The organism is Pseudomonas sp. PB101, from assembly GCF_009764265.1.
Taxonomy (GTDB): domain Bacteria; phylum Pseudomonadota; class Gammaproteobacteria; order Pseudomonadales; family Pseudomonadaceae; genus Aquipseudomonas.
Genome location: NZ_RWIR01000010.1, coordinates 25,458 through 44,373 on the forward strand (window position 1 = coordinate 25,458; position 18,916 = coordinate 44,373).

At 60.2% G+C, this 18,916-nt stretch carries 17 protein-coding genes; 8 read left to right on the top strand and 9 right to left on the bottom strand.

Going from position 1 to position 18,916, the window contains the following annotated elements; all coding sequences use genetic code 11:
* Nucleotides 1-26 precede the first annotated feature (26 nt).
* Nucleotides 27-1,241 (top strand): LysR family transcriptional regulator, encoded by a 1,215-nt coding sequence (locus EI969_RS02995; protein ID WP_160385857.1) that lies wholly within the window; start codon nt 27-29, stop codon nt 1,239-1,241.
* A gap of 49 nt (nt 1,242-1,290) precedes the next feature.
* Here EI969_RS02995 and EI969_RS03000 read toward each other — a convergent pair whose 3' ends face one another.
* The 3 genes from EI969_RS03000 to EI969_RS03010 all read right to left on the bottom strand — a co-directional run bounded on the left by EI969_RS03000 (nt 1,291) and on the right by EI969_RS03010 (nt 5,286).
* On the bottom strand, nt 1,291-2,538 hold the full coding sequence (locus tag EI969_RS03000) for an OprD family porin (RefSeq protein WP_160385858.1): 1,248 nt from the start codon (nt 2,536-2,538) through the stop codon (nt 1,291-1,293).
* Between the two features lie 122 nt (nt 2,539-2,660).
* The gene (locus EI969_RS03005) at nt 2,661-3,923 is read right to left on the bottom strand and encodes a gallate dioxygenase (RefSeq protein WP_160385859.1); all 1,263 of its coding nucleotides are present in this window, start codon (nt 3,921-3,923) and stop codon (nt 2,661-2,663) included.
* A 25-nt stretch (nt 3,924-3,948) separates the two neighbouring features.
* A complete protein-coding gene (locus tag EI969_RS03010; RefSeq protein ID WP_160385860.1) occupies nt 3,949-5,286 on the bottom strand; it encodes an aromatic acid/H+ symport family MFS transporter in 1,338 nt (445 codons plus the stop codon).
* 468 nt (nt 5,287-5,754) lie between these two features.
* Between EI969_RS03010 and EI969_RS03015 the strand changes: the two genes are divergently transcribed.
* On the top strand, nt 5,755-6,564 hold the full coding sequence (locus EI969_RS03015; RefSeq protein ID WP_160385861.1) for a DUF2092 domain-containing protein: 810 nt from the start codon (nt 5,755-5,757) through the stop codon (nt 6,562-6,564).
* 311 nt (nt 6,565-6,875) lie between these two features.
* Here the strand turns inward: EI969_RS03015 and EI969_RS03020 are convergent, their stop codons facing one another.
* Nucleotides 6,876-7,283: a hypothetical protein gene (locus EI969_RS03020; RefSeq protein WP_160385862.1), complete on the bottom strand. Its 408-nt coding sequence runs from the start codon at nt 7,281-7,283 to the stop codon at nt 6,876-6,878.
* Between the two features lie 423 nt (nt 7,284-7,706).
* Between EI969_RS03020 and EI969_RS03025 the strand changes: the two genes are divergently transcribed.
* A complete protein-coding gene (locus EI969_RS03025) occupies nt 7,707-8,360 on the top strand; it encodes a hypothetical protein (protein ID WP_160385863.1) in 654 nt (217 codons plus the stop codon).
* A gap of 90 nt (nt 8,361-8,450) precedes the next feature.
* Nucleotides 8,451-8,657: a co-regulatory protein PtrA N-terminal domain-containing protein gene (locus EI969_RS03030; protein WP_160385864.1), complete on the top strand. Its 207-nt coding sequence runs from the start codon at nt 8,451-8,453 to the stop codon at nt 8,655-8,657.
* 416 nt (nt 8,658-9,073) lie between these two features.
* Here the strand turns inward: EI969_RS03030 and EI969_RS30205 are convergent, their stop codons facing one another.
* The 5 genes from EI969_RS30205 to EI969_RS30210 all read right to left on the bottom strand — a co-directional run bounded on the left by EI969_RS30205 (nt 9,074) and on the right by EI969_RS30210 (nt 14,218).
* The gene (locus EI969_RS30205; RefSeq protein ID WP_178120530.1) at nt 9,074-9,631 is read right to left on the bottom strand and encodes a hypothetical protein; all 558 of its coding nucleotides are present in this window, start codon (nt 9,629-9,631) and stop codon (nt 9,074-9,076) included.
* Between the two features lie 401 nt (nt 9,632-10,032).
* Complete coding sequence (locus EI969_RS03035; RefSeq protein ID WP_160385865.1) at nt 10,033-10,782, bottom strand: hypothetical protein; 750 nt, start codon at nt 10,780-10,782, stop codon at nt 10,033-10,035.
* 102 nt (nt 10,783-10,884) lie between these two features.
* A complete protein-coding gene (locus EI969_RS03040; RefSeq protein WP_160385866.1) occupies nt 10,885-12,549 on the bottom strand; it encodes a DUF5666 domain-containing protein in 1,665 nt (554 codons plus the stop codon).
* Nucleotides 12,546-13,388 carry a DUF6502 family protein gene (locus EI969_RS03045; RefSeq protein ID WP_160385867.1) on the bottom strand — a complete coding sequence of 281 codons (843 nt, stop codon included), beginning with the start codon at nt 13,386-13,388 and terminating at the stop codon, nt 12,546-12,548. Before EI969_RS03045 ends, EI969_RS03040 begins: the two co-directional genes overlap by 4 nt.
* 131 nt (nt 13,389-13,519) lie before the next feature.
* Nucleotides 13,520-14,218: a hypothetical protein gene (locus tag EI969_RS30210; RefSeq protein WP_371925837.1), complete on the bottom strand. Its 699-nt coding sequence runs from the start codon at nt 14,216-14,218 to the stop codon at nt 13,520-13,522.
* A gap of 361 nt (nt 14,219-14,579) precedes the next feature.
* Here EI969_RS30210 and EI969_RS03055 point away from each other — a divergent pair, with 361 nt between their 5' ends.
* The 4 genes from EI969_RS03055 to EI969_RS03070 form a co-directional block, all read left to right on the top strand.
* Nucleotides 14,580-15,746: a 2-aminoethylphosphonate--pyruvate transaminase gene (locus EI969_RS03055; RefSeq protein WP_160385868.1), complete on the top strand. Its 1,167-nt coding sequence runs from the start codon at nt 14,580-14,582 to the stop codon at nt 15,744-15,746.
* A gap of 277 nt (nt 15,747-16,023) precedes the next feature.
* Nucleotides 16,024-17,367, top strand: a complete 1,344-nt coding sequence (locus EI969_RS03060; protein ID WP_160385869.1) for an MFS transporter — start codon at nt 16,024-16,026, stop codon at nt 17,365-17,367.
* Between the two features lie 39 nt (nt 17,368-17,406).
* Nucleotides 17,407-18,234: a phosphonoacetaldehyde hydrolase gene (gene phnX / locus EI969_RS03065; protein WP_160385870.1), complete on the top strand. Its 828-nt coding sequence runs from the start codon at nt 17,407-17,409 to the stop codon at nt 18,232-18,234.
* Nucleotides 18,235-18,326: 92 nt separating this feature from the next.
* Nucleotides 18,327-18,916: aldehyde dehydrogenase family protein (locus EI969_RS03070; protein ID WP_160385871.1), on the top strand; the 590-nt coding region annotated here is incomplete at its 3' end.

The following is an 18,916-nucleotide window of genomic DNA, read 5'->3' on the forward strand; positions in this document are numbered from 1 at the left end:
ATGCCCCTTTGCAGAGCCCGTGCCCCATGGAATCCACCGAACTGCCCAGCCTGATGCACATACGCGCCTTCGTCCGGGTGGCCGATCACGGGAGCGTTTCCAGGGCCTCGGTGGCGCTGTTTCGCGCTCAGTCGGTGGTGACCCGGTCGATCTCCGAGCTGGAGGCACGACTCGGCGTGCCACTGTTCGAGCGCCACGCCAACGGCATGCGCCTGACCGATTTCGGCGAGCGCTTGCTGCCGCGGGCACGTCGGGTGCTGGCCGAGCTGGACAGTGTGCCGCGACTGCTCGATGGCGCGGATAAACGCGCGGTCGAGCCGCTGTACCTGTTCCAGGCCCGGCGCCTGCAAGTGTTCGTCAAACTTTGCGAAACCCGGCACATGCAGACCGTAGCCAGCCTGCTCGGCCTGAGCCAGCCGGCCATCAGTTCAACCATCAAGGTGATGGAAAGTGGTTGCCGCCAACCGCTGTTCGAGCGCACGCCTCGCGGGTTGCAACCCACCCGTGCCAGTCACGAAATTCTCTTTGCGATCCGTCGGGCGCTGAACGAATTGCGCCACATCGAGACCGATATAACCGCTCTGCGCGGCACATTGCAAGGTGTGGTGCACGTCGGCGCCCTGCCCTTGGGCCGCACCCGGATATTGCCCGAAGCCATGGTGCGCATGATGGCCGAACACCCGGGCATCCAAGTGATCACCAACGAAAGTCCGTTTGATCTGCTGGCCACAGAGCTGCGTGCCGGTGATGTCGATTTCGTCTTTGGGGCCTTGCGCCCGGAAGCCTACGCCAGTGACCTGGTCGGCGAAGCGCTGCTCACGGAAGACATGGTGGTGGTGGCGCGGCGCGGTCATCCGCTGTATTCGAGAAACGTGCTGCACGATGAACTGGGTGCCGCCCGCTGGGTGCTGCCTCGCGCCGGCTCGCCGGCCCGGCAGATGCTCGATGAATGTTTTACCCGGTTCGGCATTGCGCCCCCCCGGCCTGTGGTGGAAAGCGGCGATATGGCGATCATTCGCGGCCTGTTGTTGCGTTCGGACATGCTCGCCGCCGTGTCCGCCCATCAACTGGAACAGGAGATAGCCTCGGGCGAGCTGTGCATTTTGCCCCTGGAATTGAACCAGACCACCCGGGCTATCGGTTTGACTTATCGCAACGGCTGCCTGCACTCCTCGGTGGCTCAGGTCTTGATGGATATGATTCGCCGGGTGATCCACGAGCAGGCTCACTCCCACAGTTGACCACGGTCCAATGCAGGAGCGAGCCTGCTCGCGATGGCGGTGGTGAAACTTACAACAGACTGATCGGATAGCTGACGATCACCCGGTTCTCATCGAACTCATTGCTGCTGAAGCTCTTGCGAATGCTCGAATTGCGCCATTTGACGTTGAGGCTTTTCAGCGGCCCCGTCTGTACCGTGTAGCCCAGTTCACTTTCGCGCCCCCACTCCTTGCCATCGGTGATCGCGCCGGTGTGCACGTTGTCGCCGCTGATGTAGCGGTTCATCAGGGTCAGGCCGGGAATACCGAGGGCGACGAAGTTGTAATCGTGGCGCAGTTGCCAGGACTTCTCCCGTGCGTTGTCGTAGCTGTTGTTGTAGCTGTCATTGGCCAGGGTGCCGCCGCTGGTGCCGTTGACGCGCATCCAGGCATCGTCACCGGTGAGTTTTTGCAGGCCGACGTAGAACGTGTTGCCGCCATACCGGGCCGACAGCAGCGCCGAGACCGTACGGTTGTCCAGATCGCCGGCACGGGCACTGCCATCTTCGCGGCCCCAGAAGTAGCCGAGGTTAGCGCCCAGCGTCCAGGCACCCAGGGGCTGGCTGTGGACCAGTTGCAGGTATTGCTGCTGATAGATGTCCTTGAGTTCAGCGTTCCACAGCCCGATCATCGTGCGCTTCTCGTTGAAGCCGTATTCGCCGCCGACGAAGTTGAAGCGATCGGAGGTGAACGCGGTCTTGCCCTGCATGAACATGTCTTCCATGCTCGCATCGTTGCGCGGACTGTTCTGCCGGAACTGCCCGCCGTACAAGGTCAGGCCGTCGACCTCCTGCGAAGTGACCTGACCACCACGAAAGGTTTGCGGCAACGAGCGACCGTCGTCGGAACGCAGGATCGGCAGCACCGGCATCCACTCCCCGACCTTCAGTTCGGTCTTGCTCACTTTCATTTTCCCGGCCACCGCCAGGCGACCGAAATCATCGGCGGGACGCCCGTCGCCATGGATCGGCAACAACTGAGTGCCACCGGTGCCCTTGCCGCCATCGAGCTTGACCGAGTAGAGCCCCAGCGCATCCACCCCGAAACCCACCGGGCCCTGGGTAAAGCCGGAGCGGAAGTCGAGGATGAAGTTCTGGGTCCACTCTTCGGCCTTGCTTTGCGGATAGGCCGGGTTGGTGAAGTTGCGGTTGATGTAGAAGTTGCGCAGGTTCAGGGTGGCGCTGGCATCTTCAACGAAGCCCGCAGCGAATGTTTGCAGCGGTAGTGCGCAGATGGCTGCCAGCGAACAGACGATTCGATGATTGACGGCGGTTTTCATTGTTATTGTTTTCCGGTTTTTGGGGTAAAGGAAATGCCCTGCGCCCGCAATCACCGGGCACAGCAAGATCAACAAAAAAGGGATAGCGGCCCGGGACGAGCCGCTGAATTAACCGCTGATGATCAGCGCGGGCCTTTGCCCGCCACCGAGTAGAGCACCTGCTGGTTTCGGGTTTTCATGAACTCTTCCAGGCTCTGGCCGCGCATGGCAGCGTAGACCTGCAAGTTGGGAATCCCGAGTACCGCCGCGAGCTTCTCCAGCACAAAGAAGATCGCCCCGTACTGAATCAGCCCGCGCCAGTCATGGCGGCGCAACAGATCCCGTTCCTCGTCGCTCAGGCCACCTTCATCGAACAACGCTTCCGGCGTTTCGAGAAAACGCTGGCGCCATTGCGGCTCGATCATGCGATGCAGGAACTTGTTCAAGCGATAGCCCTTGGCGCTGCGTTCCAGGGTGAACGGATAGGTGCCCTCGAGCTTTTCGATGCCGGCCAACTGGTGCTGCATATGTTGCAAGTGGCGTGCGTTGGCATCGGCAGGCAGCGCCCGATCCTGGTTTTCCAGCAACAGGGTCGCGATACCGGTCATCGACGGCAGGTAATAGTCCTGATGCAGATTTTTCACCGTGGCCGACAACGCGCCGCGCATGATCAGCCAGGTGATCACCTCCGAGCCTTCCATGCCGCCCAGGGTGGCGTATTCGGCGTGGGTCAGTTCGGTCAGGCGCAGCGGGTCGTTGACCAGCAGATCGATGAACTGTTCGTCCCACTGCGGGTTGTTGAAACCGCAGCGCTCGCCATGCACCTGATGGGACACGCCGCCGGTGGCGACAATGGCCACCTTCAAGTCGTCGGGATAGCTCTCAATCGCGCGACGCAGGGCCTGGCCCAACTTATAGCAGCGCAACGCACTGGGAATCGGGAACTGCAACACCCCCACCTGCAGCGGCACGATTTGCACCGGCCACGCCGGATCACAGGGCAACAGCGCCGACATCGGCGAGAAAAAACCGTGGTCCAGCGGCTTGTCGCGGAAGAAGCTCATGTCGAACTCATCGGCCATCAGGCTTTGCCCGATGTGCCGCGACAGCGCGGCATGCCCGCCCACCGCAGGCAGCGAGCGTGGATTGCCGCCCTCGTCGGCGACCTCGTAACGCTCATCGACGCCCAGGGAGAACGCGCCATAGTGGTCGAAGAAAAACGACGTCACATGGTCGTTGAAGATGTAGAACAGCACATCCGGCTGTTGCTCCTTCAACCACACCTTGATCGGTTCGAAGCCTTCGAAAATCGGCGCCCACGCCGCCTCGTTCTGCTTATCGTGATCGACGGCGAAGCCGATGGTAGGTGTATGGGAGACAGCGAGGCCACCGATAATGCGTGCCATGATGAGTTCCTGTGTTCGAAAAAGATTATTGCGCCAGCAGGGCCCGGTTGACCCGGCGCCGTGCATGACCGTTGGCCAGGATCGCCAGTGCGGCGATGAAGGCCGGCACGCTCAACAGGGCGAACAGAAACGGCAGGCCCAACCCGAGGCTGAGCACCGCACCACCGATGAGAGAACCAAAGATACCGCCGAAACGACCGATGCCGAGCATCCAGCTCACGCCCGTTGCACGGAATTCCGTCGGGTAATAACCCGGGGCAAACGCGTTGAGGCCAGTCTGCGCGCCGCTCATGCAGAAACCGGCGGCGACCACGCCAAGCGCCAGCAGGCTCGACTCCAGGCTGAAAGCCCCCAGCAGCAGGATAAACACCCCGCCCAGCGCATAGGAGGTGGCGATCACGCCGTTCGGATTGCGTCGGTCCATGACCCAGCCCACCACGATCGCCCCGACCGTACCGCCGATCTGGAACAGGCCGGTGATGGTGGCGGCGCGCTCGATGGACAGACCGCCTTCACGCAACAGGGTCGGCATCCAGCCCATGGTCAGGTAGATCACCAGCAGGCCCATGAAATAGGTCAGCCAGAGCGCCAGGGTGCCAGTCCGATAACGTTCGGTGAACAGCATGCGCACCGGCGCCTTGTGCTGGGCCTGGGGTTCGGCGAGGGTGAAGTTTGTCGTGGCCGTGAATTTGCCGCCAAGCTTGTTCAGTACCTTGGCGATCTGGGCGGCTGGCGCATTGCGCGCCGCCAGGAAACGTGCGGACTCAGGCAGCAACAACCAGAGGAACGGCAATAGCACCAGCGGCAGAATGCCGCCGGCGAGCAACACCGACTTCCAGCCGTGCAGGGGAATCAACCAGGCTGCCAACAAGCCGCCCAGCCCCGATCCCATGTTGAATCCGGTAAACATGATGGTGATGAACAGCGAGCGATTGCGCTCCGGCAGGTATTCGGCAAGCAGCGTGGTGGTGTTGGGCATTGCGGCGCCCAGGGCCACACCGGTCAACAGGCGCAAGGCCGCCAGCTCATAGGGGTTACGCGCAAACGCACACGCCAGGCTCAAGACACTGAACCCCGTCACCGCCAACAGCAGCACTTTCTTGCGTCCCACGCGGTCAGCGTAAGGGCCGGCGGTCAAGGCTCCAATGGCGAGCCCGACCATCCCGGCACTCATGACGGGGCCAAACGCCGCTTTGGACAACCCCCATTCCTGAATCAGTGAAGGCGCGATAAAGCCCATGACCGCCACATCGAGCCCATCGAATAGAACAATGAAGAAGCACAGGCTCATGATGAGCCACTGGTAGCCGGCAACCGGTCGGTTGTCGATCCACGCTTTGATATCGACCGTCTCGTGACTCATGTTTTCACCTTCTTATTGTTGTAGAGATACCGAACGGCCTGGAGATCGGTGCAACCCAGAGGCCGCCCGACAGCCGAACGCTGGACGTGACTTTAAAGCCGCAGTTGCCCGCACCGCCTCTGGGAAATCCTTAAACGGGTATCTGTTTTTCTTATCGGGTGATTTGCAGTGCGTTGCTGCGATGCCAATGACCGCCAACAGATACTGTGGGAAACGCCAAAGCGCCTGTTCGGCTTTACCGCCTGACCCAAAACGTCACGGATAACCCGCAAGCCCATGGATGGGGGCGGCTGATCATTGTCTGCGCCAGGTGCCGGGGGATGTGCCATGAATACACAAATGGAATATAACCAACGCACTGAGTTTGATATCGGATAAGCGGTCTGTGGATATACGGCGCGCCATGGGTGATACGACTAACTTTATAGATCCGCGTTGCCAGTCCGGCACACAGTAGCGGTGACCCCCATGGAAAAGACTCCCCGAAAGTTTATCCACTCCCCTGTAACCCGAATCACCGGAGCTGGACTTGTATTGGTAATGGGTTTTGGCGCGTCGGCAGGCGCACTGGCGGATGAGGCCTATGCGAAAAGCCAGCTCAAGAACATGTCCGACTATATGTCAGCGCAAAAAAGCATATCGTTCAACTACGACACTATCCTCGAAGTCGTGACCAAAGATCAGCAACGACTTACATTGGCGGGATCCGGCACGGTCGTTATCAACCGACCGGACAAGTTGCGCAACACGCGCTCCAGCGGGTTTGCCGATATCGAGATGGTGTTTGATGGCAAGACGCTGACCTTGTTGGGAAAAGGTAAAAACATTTACTCGCAGGTCGAGATCCCGGGCACGCTTGACCACCTGCTCGATGTGTTGAGGGATAAATACAACAGGCCGCTGCCCGGCGCGGACCTGTTCATGTCCAATCCTCAAGATCAACTGATGGCCGGCGTGAACAACATCAAGGACCTGGGCAGTGGCGTTATCGGTGGCGTGGAATGCGATCACCTGGCCTTCAGGAAGAAAGAGGTTGATTGGCAGATCTGGATTGCCCAGGGCGATCGGCCTTATCCGTGTCGGTATTCGATCACGTCCAAAACGATTGCCGGGAGCCCGCAGTACAGCATCCAGCTGAGAGACTGGAAAAGCGGCGATACCGTTGCAGCTGATGATTTTGTTTTTAACAATTCGACGGATGCGAAAAAGATCGATCTCAAGGACCTGCCCAACGCCGAGGGCCTGCCGAGCAATTTTGTGCGAGGAAAAACCAAATGAACCTCTTGATGAAGTCGGCTGGCCTGTTGCTGGGGGGATTGGTCCTGATATGCGCGCTTGAGTTGGGAGAGACCTTGTCGATCCCCGGTGTGCACAGTGTTATTGCTCCAGCCGAGGCTGTGGTCGGGCGTCCCCTCACCCCCGTGAGCGTTGCGGGAGTGGCAAGGCGCACGGCACGACGCAATTGATCCCCGGGTCCCTTGTAGGAGCTGGCTTGTCGGGTCGCCGCATCGCAGCGATGGTCGTCAGCGATAACGCGCGTAAACAGGACAAGCGCGGCGCACTCGAGCCCATCGCCAGCAAGCCGGCTCCTACAGGTATTGCGGGTTGCCCGGAATTTTCGACCAGGATGCGGTCCTTGTAGGAGCTGGCTTGCCAGCGATGGTCGTGAACGATAACGCTGGTAACCAGGATAAACGCGGTGCATTGAAGTGCATCGCCGGCAAGCCGGCTCCTACAGGTATTGCGGGTTTCGCGGGATTTTCGACCAGGATGCGGTCCTTGTAGGAGCTGGCTTGCCAGCGATGGTCGTTAACGATAACGCGGGTAACCAGGATAAACGCGGCGCATTGAAGTCCATCGCCGGCAAGCCGGCTCCTACAGGTATTGCGGGTTTCGCGGGATTTTTGGAGACGTTTTTTAGGGGTAATTGGCTTATAACCACCGATTTTCACCTTGGAATATGCAAAAAAAGGCGAAAAAATCTGCACGGCTTTCATCAGCCTTCCGACTCGCCGAAAGCCTTTTAGGGCAACGGCTGCGCCCTCCAGTGATAGCAATGTGCAACTAACTACGACACTGCCGCTGGTCAGCAAATTTGATCAAAAAATGAACGGAGATGGTTTTTTTCGTTCAGAATACGCAACAGGTGGCACGGGCAACGATGCTCACCTCACCCCCAGAAGCGGAAGTTAAAACCTCATATAGACGCCCAGTGCGAATGAGGTTTTTTGTTACCTGAAAATGGAACTGGTCGAATGATTGAAAGTTCATTCGAGAAACTCGCTTTTTTCTTCGCAGCGCATTAGCCGCAAGATTAAATAATAGAAATTGCTGGATCACAACCGTAGTCGGCATCGGAATAAACCCAACTAATCCGTGCTGAAATCATGTTGATCCACTGTTAGATCAAAGAGGTAACCATGGAACTAAGTATACTGTCTTCGCCTGCCGCGGAATATATTCGCCTGGGTGTTGTATATTTCCATCTTATCGCCTGCTGCGTTGCAATCGGGCTTGTGTTGACCAGTGACGTTGCCATGGTCAAGCAACTCCTCAAGGGGGATGTGTCGGGTCACCATGATGACGCACACATGGAAAGCCTGCAAAAAACCGTAGTGCTTGCGCTTGTGGCTCTGTGGATTACCGGCATTGCTATTATCGGAATAGATTATGCCGGCAAGGGCATGGAATATTTCCTCAACCCAAAGTTGCAAGCCAAAATCGGCATCGTTGTGCTGTTGACCTTTAACGGTTACCTCTTGCATAGCGCTGTATTGCCGGCGCTGAAAAAAGCCGGTTCGTTACTTAAACTTTCCTTCAACTTGCGCATGCTCGCACTGTTCTCCGGCGCGCTCTCCGGTGTGTCGTGGTTCTATGCCGCCATGCTCGGTGTCGGTCGTCCATTGGCCTGGAAATACTCGCTGGTCGAGTTGCTGGCAGCCTATCCGGTTCTGATCGTCGGGGGCTTTGCAATGATGGTGCTGCTCACTGCCTGGGCAAAAAACAAAGACGCTCAAGACCGTATGGAGCGAGGCACCTGGGACAACAGAAACGCTGCCCTGGCTGGCTGGTAACGCCAGGTTGAATCCGCAGGTCCGGCTTTAGCCAAAGAATTCGCTGTTAACTTTTTACTGAATCTCACTTTCTCACTTGAGGATAATCAAATGAAATCCATTAAAGCTCTCTTCGTAATCGCTGCCCTGACCGCTTCTTCCCTGGCCATGGCCACGGGTGGTGGTGACAAGACGTTCAATCGCATGGAGTCGAACCGCAAAGTCTCGATGGAAGCCTTCCAGGTTGCGCAGAAGCAGAAGGCTGAAGCCGCTGTCGCTGAAAGCAAGGCCAAGGCGAGCAATCGCATCAACGGCTAATCGGTGTAGCACGGCCCGGTCGGTGTTTCGGGCCGCGTAAAACGATGGCAAAAAGAAGTCGCAAACCCTGCAGGGTTTGCGACTTTTTTATACGCCCTTCAAACTGCCGGGACGTTATCTGCGGGTATGCCTGCCGTTGCGTAGCGTGCAGGCCTAGTTCCGTACCTCAGGCACGTCTACATCCGGGGCGTCTGGGGCGTCCGGCGCGTCAGGGGCATCCGCCACATCCTGTCTGGCTGCCCTCGCCTCGGCCTTGGCCGCCTCTCTGGCCGCGTTCGCCTCAGCCTTAGCGGCGTCCCTGGTTGCATCTGCAGCAGCCCTGGCTGTGTCTCTGGCCGCATCTGCATCTGCCTTGGCGGCGTCCCTGGCGGCATCTGCAGCGGCCCGGGCAGCATCTCTGGTTGCATCCGCACCTGCTACGCCAGCCGCTTTTGCAGCGTCTCTGGCCGCATCTGCGTCAGCTCTTGCTGCATCCCGGGCCGCATCTGCGTCAGCTCTTGCCGCATCCCGGGCAGCATCTGCATCAGCCTTGGCAGTGTCCCTGGCTGCATTCGCATCATTTCTGGCGGCGTCCCTGGCTGCGTCTGCGGCATCGTTGTCCGCATTGTTATTGCCACGTGCATTGCCCTGGCCTGCATTGCCGGCAACACCACCATTGTCAGCGTCGCCGCGCCCCAGACCGCCATGCCCTGAGGCACCATCACCGCCATGGCCACTGCCGGCGTTACCGCCGCCGCCATTACCACCGTGACCACTGCCTCCGGAGCCTCCATTGCCGGAGCCACCTCCGTGACCACCACTGCCACCACTGCTACCGCCGGCGCCGGCGCCACCGCCACCGCCACCAGCGCCGTTGCCACCATGGCCGCCTCCGCCGTCACCACCGTGACCGCCACCTCCGGAGCCACCGCCACCACCGTGACCGCCACCGCCTCCATTACCGCCCCCACCACCGCTGCCACCATCTTTGGCATACGCGCTGGAGAAACTACCGACGTAATCGGGCACCAGCACAGTCGATGCCGACAGCACCGCGCCTATTGCCAGAGCCAACCAACATTTTTTGAGAAGCATGATGCACCTCCGCTTGGAGTTGCGTAGTCATGTCCGTATCGAACGCAATGTCCAGTGAGTTCCCGGCCGCCCATTGGGGCGGCCAGCCAACCGGCACGGCCATTAATTTGCAGCAAGAACAAGCAACTGCGGTTTCCGAAAGATCCTTCAACGCCAGTCGGCATCCAAACGTGGGAAATATTCCCACACCTTTAGATTAGTGCTGTCAGCCCGTGTGTCAACGACCGAACATCAGGACGCGCGCAGGCGATGGCCGGATCGAGGCGGTGAACCTCCATCAGGGCAGGTAAACAGGCAGGTATCAGAATGTGTGGCTGAACAGCACGCCCGCCTCGGCATCCGGGCTGGCCTCGGAAAACCCCTGGACGGCATACAACTGGAACTTCCAGTGCTGATTGAGCTTGTGCGTGAGGAACAGGGTGAGCTCCTTGATCTGGTCACCCGTGGACACGACCTTCTGTCGCCAGTCGTAGGAGACGCCGGCCGTGGTGCGCGCGAACACGGGCATGGCGAAGCCCAGGCCGGCGAATATCGGATCGTCGAAGTCGGTGCCCGACGGGTCACCGAATTTTCTCCAGCCAAGGGTGGCGAACCCGGTCACAGGGCCGAAGACTTTGGCGACATCGACCTGGGCCGAATAGTCGGTTTTGCCGGTGCCCAGGCACTTGTCTTCGTCGGCCGTGGGCAACTTGACCTTGCCGATCAGGTCCACGAACAGTCCGCCAATGTTGCCGTCCACCACGGCATAGTCGGCTCCGGCGACGGTGTCGCCCAGACCGCTTTCCACTTTGCCGCAGCCGCCGGGCAACGGCACGCCGTCAGGACCGACCGAAGGGTTGGTGATGCGCAGCCAGGGCACAGTGAGCTTGTAGGTCATGGGGCCGGTTTCGTATCTGCCCACCAACGGTACGTACCAGGTTTCGGACGTCGTGCCGGTGCCATAGTCACCCCGCGAATAGTCGGATCCGATCGAGGCCGTGAAGCTATCGGCCAGCGCTGGCAAGGCCAGGCTGGCAAGTAAACCGGCGAGCAGGAAACGCTTGGGGGTCATGTTCACCTCGTATCTTGCGTCCTCGAAGTTCACTCGCATGCTTTGTTGCGTGACTTACCCAGCCTAGTTACTTATGACGAAAGTGCATCATGACTGCACTGTCTAACCCGACTTGCCGGAGTGATCGACTTTTTCAATCTTCTCGACCTTTTCGACTTTCTCCACCTTCTCTACCTTCTCGACCCTCTCCACCTTTTCGACTTTCTCTACCTTCTCGACTTTTTCTGGTCGCTCAACCTTCTCGACTTTCTCCGGACGTTCGACTTTTTCAACTTTGTCGACCTTGTCCAGCCTCTCCACTTTCTCTACTTTGCCGGATCGGTCGACCTTCTCGACACGCTCTGACTTGCCGGACTTGTCCACGTCCACGCGTTCTATCTTGTCGCCACCGCCATGACTGTCATTGCCCCCGTGGCGACTGTCGTCGACAACGCTGCCCTCGTTCCCTGAGCGGCCGCTCCTGTCGCTGCCTGAATTACCTGAATCCCCTGAACTGCCAGAGCTGCCGGAATTGTCGGAATTGTCGGAATTGTCGGAATTGTCGGAATTGCCGGAGCTATCGGAGCCGCCCGAGTTGCTCGAGTTGCCCGATCCACTTGAGTCATCGCTGCTCTGCTCGCTGCTGCCGGACGGCCCGTGGCGGTTGCCGGCCGGCGAATCGGAGCGCTCGCGGGGCAATTCGATGCGCGTCGCCTGCACGTCCCGCGCGCCGGTGAACACACCACTGATACGCACGCGGCGATCGAGCGTCAGCTGCGAAGACTGCATGCCGACAAACACGGTGTCGCGCGCCATCGTCACATTAAAGCCCCCCACCACCAGGCGACGGTCGTGCCGGCCCTGTACCAGGCCCTCGATCACCGCATTGTGCGCCCTACCCATGAAAGGCAGGCTCGGGTCGGGGCGGCTTTGGGAAACGTCCAGCTCGCGACCCGACCAATGGCCGCGTACCAGCATTTCCTGGGCCGCCCCCGGGTGATTGGCCAGTTTGAGTCCCTGCAGATAACCACTGCGATCTACCGGGCCGATGGCACTGGCCTCCTTGAGGCCCGGCGCTCGGTCGATGCGGCTGGCCACCACTTCACCACGGGCATCGCGCAGCCCGCTGACCCGTACCGGATCACCCGGACGCAGGCCGGCGGCGACTTGAGCACCGTTGGCCAGGCGTACCGGTTGCCCCATGACACGCATGGGCAAGGAGTCTCGAGGCAGGGAGGTCAAAGGACCTTCGTAGACATGCAGGATGGAAATGCGCCCGGCCTCCAGACCGCGCCGGGAATTGAACGCCTCCACGGCAACCACCTGCCCTACCGCCAGGCGGGTGCTGGCGGCGGCAATGCCGTTCTCGCTGATCGGAACATTCTTGTTGAAGTGCACTTCCACGCCATTCACGCAGATCGAGGCGAACCCGGTGATGGTGCCGACAATGCCGGTGCCACCGATGCCACCGTTATCGTCGCTGATGCCCGTGCCACCCACGCCGCCCGCAACGGCACCGGTGCCGCCAATGCCGCCGGGACGTTTTTGCACGGGCGCGCCGGTACCGCCCATGCCGCCGTTGTCGTTGTCGCTGCCGATGCCGGTTCCGCCCATGCCGCCAGGCGCTGCGCCCGTACCGCCGGTGCCACCCGGAGCCTGGATGACCGGCACATCGAGGGTGCCCGCGTCATTCTGGCTGACACAGGCCGGAGCGGCTTGCAGCACAATCGCAAACCCGAGGCCCAGAACGAGGGCCGTTGCTTGAATCAGACGCAAATTGACGGTCATGGCTCAGGGGTCGTGGGCGAGTTGGGGTCGGCAGCCTCAGTGTAGAAGTACAGGCCGACCGTGATGCGCTGGCGCGGTTCGAGGCTGGGCAGGTCGTGAAATTCCAGTTCGGAGGCCTGTCGATTGAAGCTCAACAGGGCCTGCATGCCCTCGCTGGCAACGGCCTCGCGCAGCGCCTCGACGCTCTTCGGGGCCAGGGCGTCATAGTGCACGCTGCGTTCAAAAAAGGCCGGCCCCTCGCTGCTCAGGTTGTGTACCGCTGCGCAGGCATGATCGTGCAGGTTATGCCCCAGGTAAGCCGCTTTTTCATCGAAGCCCTTTTGCGGCACGAAGGCCTGGGCCTCGAGGTGCACGTGCTCTTGCTCGTCAAGGCGCACGACGCCCAGGCGCAACCACTCGTCCAGCACCACCCGCGCACGGATATCCGTGCTGACCTTCGCCACCAGGGCATCAAAGGATCGGTCGCCGCCGACACTGGCCAGGCGAGGCAGCGGCAGTGGCTGGCCGGCGTCATTGCAGAAGGGGGCGCTGGTCCAGGCGTTGACCAGTTGCGCACCGAAGGTGATGTTTTCCGGAAGCGTGGAGGCAGCAGGGTCGCTGGTATTGCGCAAACGCCGTACGTCCTTGCGGTGCACACCGGTGAGCAGACTGATGCGGCTGTCGGTCGGAGCCTTGTCGTCGAGCCGGAACTCACGGTCCGCCACATCGACGAAAACCTCCTTGAGCAGGTCAGCGAACACCAGGTACGTGACGCCTTTGCGCAGCATCAGGCGTACCAGCGGCCGCATGACATGGCGCAGGGCTTTGAGGAGCGAGGTGGGCAAGGTAGACGATTGCATTCAGCGCATTCCCGGATAGATAACCCCAGTATAGCTATGTGGGAAATAATCCCATGAATGCGGGTGTGATTTTTTGTGTGCCTCATGCAAAACCGGCCCCTCCCCGGTTTTGCATGAGGCATCAGGCCGCTTCAGGTCCGGCTGTTGTCGTCGCCGGGTTCGCCGCCGGCATGGACGCCATTGTCGTCACCTGGTTCGCCGCCAGCGTGAACGCCGTGGTCGTCACCCGGTTCTCCGCCGACGTGAACGCCGTGGTCGTCACCTGGTTCGCCGCCGACGTGAACGCCGTGGTCATCACCTGGCTCACCGCCGACGTGGACACCGTGGTCATCACCCGGCTCGCCGCCGACGTGAACACCGTGGTCGTCACCCGCTTCTGCGTGGGTCCCGCTACGACCGGAGTTCGAACTGGCAGAACCGGCATGGCCTGAATTCCCGCTTCCATGATCGCTGCCGCTGTGACCGCTGTGACCGCTGCCACCGCTTCCACTGTTGCCGCCATTGCCATTGCCGCCATTGCCGCCGCTGTTACCGCCATGGCCTCCACTACCGCCACCGCCGTTGCCACCACCGCCGTTGCCGCCATTGCCGCCACCACCGTTGCCACCGTTGCCACCGTGGCTTCCACCACCGCCGCCGCCGTTACCACCACCGCTACCGCCACCTCCATTGCCGCCGCCACCACCACCACCACCACCACCACCACCATCCTTGGCATAGGCACTGGAGTCATGGGAAATGGAATCCGGGACCAAAACGACGGAAGCTGAGAGGACGCCACCGATTGCCAGCGCCAGTAAACCTTTCTTGAACAGCAGGTATGTATTCATCGTGCATTCTCCAGATGATTGACCGCGATCCGCGTTGCAATCCGAAGGCGGCATGGGAGCAAGCTTTACGATTATCCTGAATCTTTTGCGTGGGAAATTTTCCCACCTGTTGAAAGCTAGCCCTTTCTGGCGTCAGGTCAACCTGCACAGGAGAAAGACGACCGACGGTGCTCACGCCATCGGCTCGGGCACCAACAGAAGGGCTGCAGGGGCGTCCCCCGTCAGTGCAGCTATAGACGACCAACCTATAAGCTCACCTTATTTATGACATGTGATTAATCGATTTCAATTATTTTTCTTGAAGTGATTTTATTGCGCCATGCATCACTCCCCCACAAAAACAACATCGCCGGAGAAGATCATGACCAAAGCTGAATTTCCCACCACCCATGCCCTGGCAACACCAGCCCTGGGTGAACCCTACCTGCTGACACCAGGCCCACTGACCACGTCCAAGGCTACCAAGGAAGCGATGCTGCGCGATTGGGGTTCATGGGACGTATCTTTCAATCAGGTGACCGCTGAAGTTCGCCAGCATCTGCTGAGCATGGCCGGCGTCGAGGATGACAGCTTCGCCTGCGTGCCATTGCAAGGCAGCGGCAGTTACTCGGTGGAGGCTGCGTTGGCCACCGCCATCCCCAGGGACGGCAAGGCCCTGGTGCTGATGAACGGCGCTTATGGCCAGCGTGCCACCAAGACCCTGGAATACCTGGGTCGTGACTTCATCACCCTCGACAAGGGCGATTACCTGCCCCCGCAGCCCGAAGAAGTGGACGCCTTGCTCAAGGCCAACCCCGACGTCACCAATGTCTTTCTCGTTCATTGCGAAACCAGCTCCGGCATCCTCAACCCATTGCGCGAAATCGCCGATGTGGTGAAGGCGCATGGCAAGAGTTTGATCATTGACGCCATGAGCTCTTTCGGCGCCGTGCCGCTGACCATCGACGACATCGCTTTTGACGTGGTGGTGTCATCGGCGAACAAATGCATCGAAGGCATTCCAGGCTTTGGCTTCGTGATCATCCGCCGCTCTGTAATAGAAGCCGCCAAAGGTCGCGCCAATTCGCTGAGCCTCGATATCTACGAGCAGTGGACCTACATGGAGCGCACCGGCCAATGGCGCTTCACGCCACCGACCCATAGCGTCGTGGCGTTTCACAAGGCGTTGGAGCAACACAGCGCGGAAGGCGGCGTGCACGGCCGCTTGGCACGCTACACGCGCAACCGCGATGTCCTGGTCTCAGGCATGCGCGGGCTGGGGTTCAAGACCCTGCTGGAAGATCGCTGGCTGTCGCCGATCATCACCACGTTCTTCAGTCCGGAACATCCGAATTTCGAGTTCAAGCGTTTTTACGATGAGCTCAAAGCCCGTCAGTTCATCATCTACCCGGGCAAATTGACGGTAGCCGACAGTTTCCGCATCGGCTGCATCGGCCAGATCGACGAACACATCGTCCACCAATTGCTGCGCGCCATCGCCGACAGCCTTCTGGCGATGAACGTCGACATGCAAAAGCCGGCAGCCTGATCGACCCCTTTAAAGGTCCCGGCCGATTCGAGCACAGGTGCAATGGGTAGCACCTTTGGGCGGGGATCTTTTTTTAAACAATGGATGCGGTGACTTATCGCTCGGCAGTGCCGGGCAGGAGTCAGCGATCACAGCAATTCATTAATTCATGAAGCCTGACGCCATCCACACGGCCATCCAGACGATGGCGTGTGCGTGGACAGGTCTTCTGCACCAAAAACAAAAACAAAAACCAATTAATTGCGCTGTCTGGCACCTCATACGGGATCAGAACTCCATGAACAAGAACACCACAAGTCCTCTCGCGACCGGGTGGAAATCGTTGCAGCGTTGGCGCCTGCAGATATTCCTCATCACCTGGTTCGCCTATGCCGCGTTCTACTTCACCCGCAAGGCGTTTTCCGTGGCCAAGCTGGGTATTGGCGAGGACCCGGACTTCATGCTCGAAAAGGCCATGATGGCCAACCTCGATGCGCTCTACCTGACCGCTTACGCCGTGGGCCAGTTTCTCTGGGGCAATTTTGCCGACCGCTTCGGACCGAGGATCGTGGTGCTCAGTGGCCTGGTCATCTCGGCGCTGGCGGCGCTGCTCATGGGCACCTATGCCACGCTGCCGATATTCGTCTCCTGCATGCTGGTCCAGGGTCTTGCGCAATCCACCGGCTGGTCGGGCCTGTGCAAGAACGTGGGCAGCTTCTTCAGTACCGGCGAACGTGGCCGCGTGATGGGTTACTGGTGTACCTGCTACGCCTTCGGCGGACTGGTCGCCACCCCATTTGCCGGCTGGTGGGCCTACAGCGCATACCACGACTGGCGTCTGGCATTCATCAGCAGCGCGGTGGTCGTGCTGGTGGTGGCGCTGTTGTTCTTCTGGTTGCAACGCAACCGGCCGGAAGACGTCGGCCTGCCTCCCGTCGAGATCGAAATCGAGCCTGTCAGCAATGTCGTCGTCCCGCGTGAAAGCCTGTGGGCCGGTCTGCGTACCGTGATGAAAAACCGCACCGTGCTGGTGCTCGGTCTCGCCTACTTCATGCTCAAGCCCGCGCGCTATGCAATTCTGTTGTGGGGTCCGGTGATCATCTACGAGCGCATGCCCGAGATCGGCAAAGTGGCCTCCGCCATCGTCCCCACGGCGTTTGAACTGGCAGGCCTGGTAGGTCCCATCCTCATCGGTTTTGCATCGGACAAGTACTTCGGTGCGCGTCGTATCCCGGCCTGCGTGCTGAGCCTGGTTGTCCTCACCATTTCCCTCGGGCTGTTCGTTCCCGCCATGCAGAGCGGCAGCCTTTACCTGGTGGTCGGCCTGCTGTTCATGATGGGCATGACCCTCTACGGCCCGGACTCGATGATCAGCGGCTCGGCTGCCATTGATTTCGGCAGCAAGGACGGCGCGGCCTCCTCCGCGGGCTTCGTCAACGGCTGCGGCTCGATAGGCGCAATCCTCGGCGGTTTGCTGCCCGGCTACTTCGACACCATCACCGTGTTCCTGGTCTTCACCGGTGCTGCGCTCCTGGCCAGCCTGATGCTGGTGCCCTTCTGGAACAGCCGCCCGAAAACACTCGAAACCAAGTCTATCGACTCGCTGGCGATTCAGCCGGTCATCGTCGGCAGCACTTCCTGAACCCGAACGTCCAATCTCCCCATCACTGGAGCAATCACCATGCACTACCAACAACCTGATCAACTGCAAGCCGTGGTACTGGACTGGGCAGGCACCGTCGTTGACTTTGGCTCCTTCGCGCCGACGCAGATTTTTGTCGAAGCCTTTGCCGAGTTCGGCGTTGCGGTCTCCCTGGAAGAAGCCCGTGGACCGATGGGCATGGGCAAGTGGGACCACATCCGCACGCTGTGCAACGAGCCGCAGATCGCCGAGCGCTATCACACAGCCTTTGGCCGCCTGCCGACGGACGATGACGTCACCGCCCTCTACGAGCGCTTCATGCCGCTGCAGATCGAGAAGATCGCCTTGCACTCGGCGCTGATTCCCGGCGCGCTGGAGGCCATCGAGACTGTGCGTGACAAGGGCCTGAAAATCGGCTCCTGCTCGGGTTACCCGGCCGTGGTCATGGAGAAGGTCGTGGAGCTGGCGCGCAAGAACGGTTACGTCACCGATCATGTGGTTGCCACCGACGAAGTGCCCAACGGCCGGCCGCACCCTGCACAAGCCCTGGCCAACGTGATTGCCCTGGGCATCAGTGACGTCGCGGCTTGCGTCAAGGTCGACGACACCTGGCCGGGCATCCTCGAAGGCCGCAGCGCGGGCATGTGGACGGTCGCACTGACCTGCTCCGGCAACGCACTGGGCCTGACCTACGAGGAGTTCAAGGACTTGTCCCTGGAGGAGCTGGCCGAAGAGCGCACACGCATCATCAAGATGTTCAAGGACTCGCGCCCGCATTACCTGATCGACACCATCGTCGATTTGCCGGCCGTCATCGACGACATCAATGCCCGTCTGGCACGCGGGGAAACGCCGCAGGGCTGCTGACAGCTTTCAGCCATCGCTGGCCGCCGGAAAAGCGGCCAGCGACCGAAACCGGCCTGCGCCTGTTCAACCGATAACAACAAGAGAACCTCATCATGATCTATGCCCATCCTGGCACTCCCGGTGCCGTCGTCTCCTTCAAGTCCCGTTATGGCAACTACATCGGCGGCGAGTTCGTTGCGCCGGTCAATGGTCAGTACTTCACTACGACCTCGCCAGTGAATGGCCAACCGATTGCCGAATTCCCCCGCTCCAGCGCCGAAGACATCGACAAGGCGCTGGACGCCGCCCACGCAGCCGCTGATGCCTGGGGCAAGACCTCGGTGCAGGACCGCGCCCTGGCACTGTTGAAAATTGCCGACCGCATTGAACAGAACCTCGAACTGCTGGCCGTCACCGAATCCTGGGACAACGGCAAGGCCGTGCGTGAGACCCTCAACGCCGACATCCCGCTGGCGGCCGACCACTTCCGCTACTACGCCGGTTGCATCCGCGCCCAGGAAGGCAGCTCAGCGGAAATCAACGAACACACCGCCGCCTATCACTTCCATGAACCATTGGGCGTGGTCGGGCAGATCATCCCGTGGAACTTCCCGATCCTGATGGCCGCCTGGAAACTCGCCCCGGCCCTGGCCGCCGGCAACTGCGTGGTGCTCAAACCCGCCGAGCAGACCCCGCTGGGCAT

What these genes read in the sequence shown, in the direction of transcription:
- EI969_RS30210 (WP_371925837.1), bottom strand. Translation starts at nt 14,218, where the DNA reads ATGAATACATACCTGCTGTTCAAGAAAGGTTTACTGGCGCTGGCAATC.
- EI969_RS03040 (WP_160385866.1), bottom strand. Translation starts at nt 12,549, where the DNA reads ATGACCGTCAATTTGCGTCTGATTCAAGCAACGGCCCTCGTTCTGGGC.
- EI969_RS03020 (WP_160385862.1), bottom strand. Translation starts at nt 7,283, where the DNA reads ATGAAAGCCGTGCAGATTTTTTCGCCTTTTTTTGCATATTCCAAGGTG.
- EI969_RS30205 (WP_178120530.1), bottom strand. Translation starts at nt 9,631, where the DNA reads ATGCCAAAGATGGTGGCAGCGGTGGTGGGGGCGGTAATGGAGGCGGTG.
- EI969_RS03060 (WP_160385869.1), top strand. Translation starts at nt 16,024, where the DNA reads ATGAACAAGAACACCACAAGTCCTCTCGCGACCGGGTGGAAATCGTTG.
- EI969_RS03005 (WP_160385859.1), bottom strand. Translation starts at nt 3,923, where the DNA reads ATGGCACGCATTATCGGTGGCCTCGCTGTCTCCCATACACCTACCATC.
- EI969_RS03015 (WP_160385861.1), top strand. Translation starts at nt 5,755, where the DNA reads ATGGAAAAGACTCCCCGAAAGTTTATCCACTCCCCTGTAACCCGAATC.
- EI969_RS03045 (WP_160385867.1), bottom strand. Translation starts at nt 13,388, where the DNA reads ATGCAATCGTCTACCTTGCCCACCTCGCTCCTCAAAGCCCTGCGCCAT.
- EI969_RS03025 (WP_160385863.1), top strand. Translation starts at nt 7,707, where the DNA reads ATGGAACTAAGTATACTGTCTTCGCCTGCCGCGGAATATATTCGCCTG.
- EI969_RS03030 (WP_160385864.1), top strand. Translation starts at nt 8,451, where the DNA reads ATGAAATCCATTAAAGCTCTCTTCGTAATCGCTGCCCTGACCGCTTCT.
- EI969_RS02995 (WP_160385857.1), top strand. Translation starts at nt 27, where the DNA reads ATGGAATCCACCGAACTGCCCAGCCTGATGCACATACGCGCCTTCGTC.
- EI969_RS03055 (WP_160385868.1), top strand. Translation starts at nt 14,580, where the DNA reads ATGACCAAAGCTGAATTTCCCACCACCCATGCCCTGGCAACACCAGCC.
- phnX (WP_160385870.1), top strand. Translation starts at nt 17,407, where the DNA reads ATGCACTACCAACAACCTGATCAACTGCAAGCCGTGGTACTGGACTGG.
- EI969_RS03010 (WP_160385860.1), bottom strand. Translation starts at nt 5,286, where the DNA reads ATGAGTCACGAGACGGTCGATATCAAAGCGTGGATCGACAACCGACCG.
- EI969_RS03000 (WP_160385858.1), bottom strand. Translation starts at nt 2,538, where the DNA reads ATGAAAACCGCCGTCAATCATCGAATCGTCTGTTCGCTGGCAGCCATC.
- EI969_RS03035 (WP_160385865.1), bottom strand. Translation starts at nt 10,782, where the DNA reads ATGACCCCCAAGCGTTTCCTGCTCGCCGGTTTACTTGCCAGCCTGGCC.